Below are 7800 nucleotides of genomic sequence, written 5' to 3' on the forward strand. Positions count from 1 at the left end.
GCCGACCTGGCGAGCACCGTCGGCGGCAGGTAGACCTCGGCGGTGGTGCCCGAGCCGGACTCGTTGGCGGCAGGGCCGCGCAGCCCCACCCGGATGCCGTGCCGGGCCGCGATCCGGCCGACCACGAAAAGACCCATGTGCCGGGCGTTGTCAGGGCTGACGTCACCGCCGGCCTGCAGCCGCATGTTGGCCATGCGCCGGTCGGTGTCGTTCATCCCCAGACCGGAGTCGGCGATCCGCACCACGACGCCGCCTTGCGGATCCGAGCCGCCGCGTGAGGCCGAGATCCGGGCCGAGGTGGTCGGCGGCGAATAGCGCAGCGCGTTGTCGATCAGCTCGGCGAACAGGTGGATGGCGCCGCCGGCGGCCGCGCCGATCAGCGAGCATTCGGGCAGCCCGGCGAGTTCGACGCGGCGGTAGTCCTCGACCTCGGACACCGCGGCGTTGATGACCGTGGCCAGCGTCACCGGGTCGCGCTGGTCGCGGGCCAGCTGCGCGCCGGCAAGCACCAGCAGGTTGGCGCTGTTGCGGCGCAGCCGCGCCGCCAGGTGGTCGAGCCGGAACAGGCTGTCCAGCCGGTCGGGGTTGTCCTCGTTGCGCTCCAGCCGGTCGATGAGCGCCAGCTGCTGGTCGACCAGCGAGCGGCTGCGCCGCGACATCGTCTCGAACATGTCGTTGACCAGCAGCCGCAACCGCGCCTCGTCGCCGGCCAGCAGCAGGGCCTGGGTGTGCAGCTCGTCGACGGCGTGCGCGACCTGACCGATCTCCTCGGTGGTGTACACCGGCAGCGGGCTCGGAATCGGTTCGGGCCCACCGGCTTTCACCCGGGCGATCTCCTCCTCGAGGTCGGTGTGGGCGACTTTGAGCGCGGCGTCGCGCAGGATGCGCAGCGGCCGCACCAGGGCGCGCGCCACCAGCAGCACGACCGCCAACGCGATCACGATCGCGGCCAGCACCAGGACGGTGTCGGTGATCGCGGCCGAGCGTCGCTCGGCGGCCTGGGCGTGCACCGCCTTGGTCACCGACGCGGTGGCGTTCTTGATGACCTGGTCGGCGATGTCGTCGGTGGTCTGGATCGAACGCAGCAGGTCGGCGTTGTCGACCAGCACGCTGGCCGGATCGGACATGATCGCCATCCGGTTCACCATCTGCTGTTGCAGCGCCTTGGCCTCCGGCGAGCCGGCCCCCAGCACCTCGCTCATGCCGAACAGCGTCGAGGGTTCGGTGCCCGCCAGGGTGGCCATCGAGGTCCGCAGCTGCGGCTCGGGCAGGTCGGCCCCGCGGGTGACCAGGATTTTCTGCATCGTCATCTGGCCGCGCGCGCCCACCGCCCGGCTCAGGCCCTGCGCCTGGGCGCGGATCTTCTCGTCGTCGACGCGCACCGAGGCGTTGATGACGTCCTCGGCCGTCAACAGGATCGGCGCGTAGAGGGTGACCCGTTCCCGCAAACCGAGGGCGGGGTCGGCCGCCTTGTTCACCAGCATCTGGCCGCCGTCGAGCAGGTTGTTCACCCCGGAGCGGACGTCGGAGCTGACGTCGGTGTCGTCCAGCCTGGACTGCAGTTCGTACTTGCGCGCCTCGTAGTTCTTCTTGGCGCCGTCGACGTCGCGTCCGGTGGAGCTGGCCAGCAGCGCGACGTCGAGCGCGGACATGTATTTGGTGATGACGGGGACGACGTCGGCGCGGATGGCGGCCAGCCGCAGGCCGGCCGCGTTGGCCATGGCGCCGTTGATGCGCAGCACCCCGAAGACCGTCGCCAATACCAGCGGGACCAGGACGATCGCCAGCACCTTCCAGCCCACCGGCCAGTTGCTCAGCGACCAGGACGGCGGGCGCTTGGCCGGCGCCGCGGCGGGCGCGCCCACCGGGGCGGGCTGCACGACTTCCGCCTCGGCCGGTTTGGTCGGGCGGGTGAACATGGTCACGTCATCGCGGCCGCGCGACCGGCCGCTGCGCTGACGCTGAGCGCTGAAGGTAACGAGAAACTCATTGAAACTTCCTGCTTTATTCGCCCGCCCCGCGCCAGATAGGCGTGTGCGTGTAGGTGTGGCAATCCGACGAGTATGACAGCCCGCGGCGCAGGCCACCAGAATCGTTACTGAGCAGACAGGTCCCTCCAAGGTGGCGCCGCGCCCGCGCGGCCGCCCCTGGCAAACACCGGAGCGCGCCAAACCCTAGGCGGGCCGAAGCAGCGCGACGAGGAAATCCGAGTCGTCGGTGAAGGGGCGCATGTCCCAGGTGGACAGCAGCAGGTCGGGCGCGAAGCCCGCGTCGACGGCGTCGTTGAGGAACACGTCGAACTCGTAGTCGCGGCCGGCGCCGAAGCCGATCGCGGCGCGGCCGTCGTCGGCGATGTGGGCGCGCAGCCGGCTCAGCACCTGGATCCGGGTGCTCGGCGCCAAGAACGCCATGACGTTGCCGGCGGAGACGATGACGTCGAACGGTTCGGCGATGCCGCGCGGCGGCAGGTCCAGCTCGGCCAGGTCGCCGACCAGCCAGCGGGGGCCGGGGTAGTCCTGTTCGGCCGCCTCGATCAGCGCCGGGTCGACGTCGACGCCGACCACCCGGTGGCCCACCGTGGCCAGATATCCGCCCAGCCGGCCGGGGCCGCAGCCGGCGTCCAGAATGTGGGCGCCGCGCGGCGCCATCGCGTCCACGAAGCGGGCCTCGCCGGTCAGGTCGTCACCGGCGCGGGTCATCGCACGGAAACGCTCGATGTACCACTGCGAATGCCCGGGATCGGCAGCGACCTTCTGCATCCAGATGCTCTGCTCGACCATGCGACCATTATCCCCGTTGTGTTCAAGCTGATGTTCCTGGCGCCGCGGATCCCGCCCAATACCGGCAACGCCATCCGGACGGCGGCGGCGACGGGCTGCGAGTTGCATCTGGTCGAGCCGATGGGGTTCGACCTGTCCGAACCCAAGCTGCGGCGGGCCGGGCTGGACTACCACGACCTGGCGTCGGTCACCGTGCACGCGTCGCTGACGGCGGCCTGGGCGGCGCTGTCACCGCAGCGGGTGTTCGCCTTCACCGCGCACGCGCCCACGTCGTTCGCCGACGTGCGCTACCGGGCCGGCGATGTGTTGATGTTCGGCCCCGAACCCACCGGGCTGGACGCCGCGACGCTGGCCGACCCGCACATCACCGGGCAGGTGCGCATCCCGATGCTGGCGGGCCGGCGCTCGCTGAACCTGTCCAACGCCGCGGCGATTGCGGTCTACGAGGCCTGGCGGCAACACGGCTACGCCGGCAGCTAGGTAGCGGTAAGTTCCGCGACCGGCGGGAGTCAACAGTGATATGCCTACCTTCATCACGATCGGTTACGGCCAGGAGGCCGGATACCACCAGCTGACAGACGACCGCAAACAGGCCGCGCACGCACGCGACGACGAACTCAGCGCCTCCGGGGCGCTCGTCGGCCGAGCCGGGGACCCCGTCCAGGTGCGCAATCCGGACGACGCGGGGGTGCGGGTCGAGCCGGGGCCCTTCCTCCGCTCGACGTTGCCGATCGCGGGGTTCGCGGTCTTGGAGGCCGATGACCTCGAGGCGGCGATCGAGCGGGTGAGTCAGACGCCCTGCGCGGTCGCGCACGGGGTGGTCGAAGTCTGGCCGCTGGTCACCACGCGTCCCAGTGCGTGACCTGGTCGGCGGGCAGCCGCTTGGCCGGGCGGAAGTCGGTGCCCTTGGTGTAGGCGATCGGGAACAGGCCGCCCTGGCTGTAGCGGTCGTTCGGGATGCCCAGGATGTCGGCGACCTGTTGCTCGCCGTCGCGCAGCAGGTGCAGCGTCGTCCAGCAGGACCCCAGTCCCCGCGAGCGCAGCGCCAGGCAGAAGCTCCAGACCGCCGGGAACAGCGACGCCCAGAACGACACCCCACCCAACGGTGACCTGTCCGGGCGACCCTCGAGGCAGGGGATCAACAGCACCGGCGCCTCGTGCATGTGCTCGGCGAGGTAGGTGGCGGAGTCGCGGACCGCGCCCATCCGCTGGCCCCGCGTGTCCCCCTCGGGGTACTCGGCCCCCGGAGCGCTGAGGTAGCCGCGGGCGTTGGCCAGGTAGACGTCGGCGATCGCCTTCTTCTTGTCCGCGTCCTCGACGAACACCCACTGCCAGCCCTGCGAGTTGGAACCGGTGGGCGCCTGCAGCGCCAGTTCGAGGCATTCCCTGAGCACGTCGCGGCTCACCGGCTTGTCGAAGTCGAGACGCTTGCGGACCGAGCGGGTGGTGGTGAGGAGTTCGTCGACGGACAGGTTGAGGGTCATGTGTGGAGACTACCGACGGCCGCGAAACTGTATTCCACGACGCGTTTCTCGAGTGAGCCCGTTGCTAGTTACAGCCTCGCGAAGACCATCAGCGGAAGTCGCGGGACTTGGAGCCGACCGCCAGGGTGATGCGGCCCAGCCGCTCGGCGACGACGGTGATCGCGCCGCTGGCGTTCTGGACCTGCCCGCGCACCAGCAGCGCCGGCGCCGAGTTCGCCAGCTTGCGATGCCGCGCCCACACCCACGGCGCGCAGAGCACGTTGACCATCCCGGTCTCGTCCTCGAGGTTGATGAACGTGACCCCCTGCGCCGTGCCGGGCCGCTGGCGATGGGTGACCGCGCCGGCGATCAGCACCCGGTCGCCGTCGGGCACCGAGCCCAGCTTCCCGGCGGGCACCACCCCCATCGCGTCCAGGTCGGCCCGCAGGAACTGCGTCGGATAGCTGTCCGGGGAGACGCCGGTGGCCCACACGTCGGCGGCGGCCAGTTCCAGCTCGCTCATCCCGGGCAGCGCCGGGATGCGCGACGACGAGCCGACGCCCGGCAGCCGGTCCGGGCGTTGGGTGGCGGCCGCCCCGGCCGCCCACAGCGCCTCGCGCCGCGACATGGCAAAGCAGCCGAGCGCCCCGGCCGTCGCCAGCGCCTCGGTCTGCGGCACGCTCAATTGCAGCCGGGTGGTCAGGTCTAGCAGAGAAGCGAACGGGCCGTTGGCTTTTCGTTCCTCGACCAGTCGCTCGGCGAGGTCGTCGCCGATGTGGCGCACGGCGCCCAACCCGAGGCGGACCTCGGTGCCCGCGTTCTCCAACGTGGCGTGCGCCAGGCTGGCGTTGACGTCCGGGCCATGCACCGTCACGCCGTGCCGGCGCGCATCGGCGACCAGCGACTGCGGCGAGTAGAACCCCATCGGCTGCGCGCGCAGCAGCGCCGCGCAGAACGCCGCCGGGTGGTGCAGCTTGAACCACGACGAGTAGAACACCAGCGACGCGAAGCTCAGCGCATGGCTTTCCGGGAAGCCGAAATTGGCAAAGGCCTCCAGCTTTTCGTAGGTGCGGTCGATCACCTCGTCGGGCGCGCCGTGCAGCGCGCGCATGCCCTCGTAGAACCGGCCGCGCAGCCGTCGCATGCGTTCGGTCGAGCGCTTGGATCCCATGGCGCGGCGCAGCTGATCGGCCTCGGCCGCGCTGAAGCCGGCGCAGTCGACCGCGAGCTGCATCAGCTGCTCCTGAAAGAGCGGCACTCCCAACGTCTTTCGCAGTGCCGGTTCCATGGAGGGGTGGTCGTAGACCACCGGGGCCTGCCCGTTGCGACGCCGGATGTAGGGATGCACCGACCCGCCCTGGATGGGGCCGGGACGGATCAGCGCGACCTCCACCACCAGGTCGTAGAACACCCGCGGCTTCAGCCGCGGCAGCGTGGCCATCTGCGCGCGCGACTCCACCTGGAACACGCCGACGGAATCGGCGCGGGCCAGCATCTCGTACACGGCAGGCTCGGACAGGTCGAGGCGGGCCAGGTCCACCTCGATCCCCTTGTGCTCGGCCACCAGGTCGATGGCGTAGTGCAGCGCCGAGAGCATCCCCAGCCCGAGCAGGTCGAACTTCACCAATCCGATTGCCGCACAGTCGTCTTTGTCCCACTGCAAAACGCTGCGGTTCTCCATGCGCGCCCATTCCACCGGACACACGTCGGCGATCGGGCGGTCGCAGATCACCATGCCGCCGGAATGAATGCCCATGTGCCGCGGCAGGTTCCGGATCTGGTTGGCCAGATCGAGCACCGGCTCGGGGATGCCCTCGACATCCGGGGAGTCTGCAAGCCCGTTCCAGTGGTTGATCTGCTTGCTCCACGCGTCCTGCTGGCCCTGCGAGAAGCCCAGGGCGCGGGCCATGTCGCGCACGGCGATCTTTCCCCGGTAGGTGATGACGTTGGCGACCTGGGCGGCGTAGTCGCGGCCGTATTTGTCGTAGACGTACTGGATGACCTTTTCGCGCTGATCGGACTCGATGTCCATGTCGATGTCGGGCGGCCCGTCGCGGGCCGGCGACAGGAAGCGCTCGAACAGCAGCTCGTTGGCCACCGGGTCGACGGCGGTGACGCCGAGGGCGTAACAGACCGCGGAGTTGGCCGCCGATCCGCGGCCCTGGCACAGGATGTTGTTCTCCCGGCAGAACCGGGCGATGTCGTGCACCACCAGGAAGTAGCCCGGAAACGTCAGCTGGGCAATGACTTTGAGCTCGTGTTCGATCTGGGCGTAGGCGCGCGGCGCGTTCTCGGCCGACCCGTAGCGCCGGCGCGCCCCGGCCATGGTCAGCTGCCGCAGCCAGCTGTCCTCGGTGTGCCCGGCCGGCACGTCGAACGGCGGCAGCTGCGGTGCGATGAGCGCCAGCCCGAACGCGCACTGCTCGCCCAGCTCGGCGGCCGCGGTCACCACGTCGGGGCCCCCACAAGGCACATCCGCGAACAGCCGGGCCATCTCCTCACCGGAGCGCAGGTGCGAACCGCCCAGCGGGGCCAGCCACCCGGCGGCCGAATCCAGGGACTCCCGCGCCCGGATGGCGCCCATCGCCATGGCCAGCCGGCGCCGCGACGGCCCCGCGAAATGCGCGCCGGTGGTGGCCACGACGCCCACCCCGAAGCGCGGGGCCAGCGCGGCCAGCGCGGCGTTGCGTTCGTCGTCGAGGGGTTGACCGTGATGGGTGAGCTCGATGCTGACCCGCTGGGCTCCGAACCGGTCCACCAGGTCGGCCAGCGCCCGCTCGGCCGCCGCCGGGCCACCCTCGGAAAGCGCCTGGCGTACATGGCCTTTGCGGCAACCCGTCAGGATGTGCCAGTGTCCGCCGGCGGCCTCGGTCAGTGCGTCGAAATCGTAACGGGGCTTGCCCTTCTCGCCGCCGGCCAGGTGTGCGGCGGCCAGCTGCCGCGACAACCTCCGGTAGCCCTCGGTTCCGCGGGCCAGGACCAGCAGGTGTGGGCCGGGCGGATCCGGCGCCTCGGTGCGCGCGCCCGGGCCGAGCGACAGTTCGGCACCGAACACGGTGCGCATGTCGAGTTCGGCCGCCGCCTCGGCGAACCGCACCGCCCCGTACAGGCCGTCGTGATCGGTGAGCGCCAGGGCGCGCAGGTCAAGCCGGGCCGCCTCCTCGACCAGCTCCTCGGGCGTGCTCGCCCCGTCCAGGAAGCTGAACGCCGAATGCGCATGCAGTTCGGCGTAGGCGACGGACGAGCGGGACGTCCGTCCGTCATCCGGCGGGCGGTACGTCGCGCGCCGGCGCGACAGGGGGGCGTCCTCGGGAAGCCCCGCCGGCTCACCGGCGCGGCGCGGCTTGCTGTCGAGCACCCGCTCCATTTCCGCCCAACTCGGCGGCCCGTTGAACCAGCCCACACCCGCAGTCTATCGAAAGTATGTTCGATAGTCGCTATCGTGAGAGGGTTGGTTCATGCCGGTCATCATCGATCCGCGCCGCCATGACGCGGTGCTGTTCGGCGCCGGCAGCGCGCTCGGCTCGGCATTGGCCGCGCAGCTGCGCGAAATCGGG

The 7800-nt window shown here is 70.7% G+C and carries 6 protein-coding genes; 2 read left to right on the forward strand and 4 right to left on the reverse strand.

Features of this window, described 5'->3' with window-relative positions; genetic code table 11:
* Positions 1-1919 (reverse strand): sensor histidine kinase (locus DQP57_RS25755; protein WP_205869242.1); only part of this gene is annotated, 1919 nt, incomplete at its 3' end.
* Positions 1920-2174: 255 nt separating this feature from the next.
* The gene (locus DQP57_RS25760) at positions 2175-2780 is read right to left on the reverse strand and encodes a class I SAM-dependent methyltransferase (protein ID WP_112635656.1); all 606 of its coding nucleotides are present in this window, start codon (positions 2778-2780) and stop codon (positions 2175-2177) included.
* 18 nt (positions 2781-2798) lie between these two features.
* Between DQP57_RS25760 and DQP57_RS25765 the strand changes: the two genes are divergently transcribed.
* Positions 2799-3260, forward strand: a complete 462-nt coding sequence (locus DQP57_RS25765) for a tRNA (cytidine(34)-2'-O)-methyltransferase (RefSeq protein WP_112635658.1) — start codon at positions 2799-2801, stop codon at positions 3258-3260.
* A 40-nt stretch (positions 3261-3300) separates the two neighbouring features.
* Positions 3301-3642 carry a YciI family protein gene (locus tag DQP57_RS25770; RefSeq protein WP_112635660.1) on the forward strand — a complete coding sequence of 114 codons (342 nt, stop codon included), beginning with the start codon at positions 3301-3303 and terminating at the stop codon, positions 3640-3642.
* On the opposite strand, the gene DQP57_RS25775 is transcribed toward DQP57_RS25770, so the two are convergent.
* Positions 3620-4264 (reverse strand): nitroreductase family protein, encoded by a 645-nt coding sequence (locus DQP57_RS25775; protein WP_112635662.1) that lies wholly within the window; start codon positions 4262-4264, stop codon positions 3620-3622. The genes DQP57_RS25770 and DQP57_RS25775 overlap by 23 nt on opposite strands.
* A gap of 88 nt (positions 4265-4352) precedes the next feature.
* Positions 4353-7646 (reverse strand): error-prone DNA polymerase, encoded by a 3294-nt coding sequence (locus DQP57_RS25780; RefSeq protein WP_112635664.1) that lies wholly within the window; start codon positions 7644-7646, stop codon positions 4353-4355.
* Positions 7647-7800 lie beyond the last annotated feature (154 nt).

The sequence above is a fragment of the Mycobacterium colombiense genome (assembly GCF_003284935.1).
In the GTDB taxonomy this organism is placed as follows: domain Bacteria; phylum Actinomycetota; class Actinomycetes; order Mycobacteriales; family Mycobacteriaceae; genus Mycobacterium; species Mycobacterium arosiense_A.

Bases quoted from the DNA above. Each gene is read 5' to 3' on its own strand.
- DQP57_RS25775 (WP_112635662.1), bottom strand. From the start codon at position 4,264: ATGACCCTCAACCTGTCCGTCGACGAACTCCTCACCACCACCCGCTCG.
- DQP57_RS25770 (WP_112635660.1), top strand. From the start codon at position 3,301: ATGCCTACCTTCATCACGATCGGTTACGGCCAGGAGGCCGGATACCAC.
- DQP57_RS25760 (WP_112635656.1), bottom strand. From the start codon at position 2,780: ATGGTCGAGCAGAGCATCTGGATGCAGAAGGTCGCTGCCGATCCCGGG.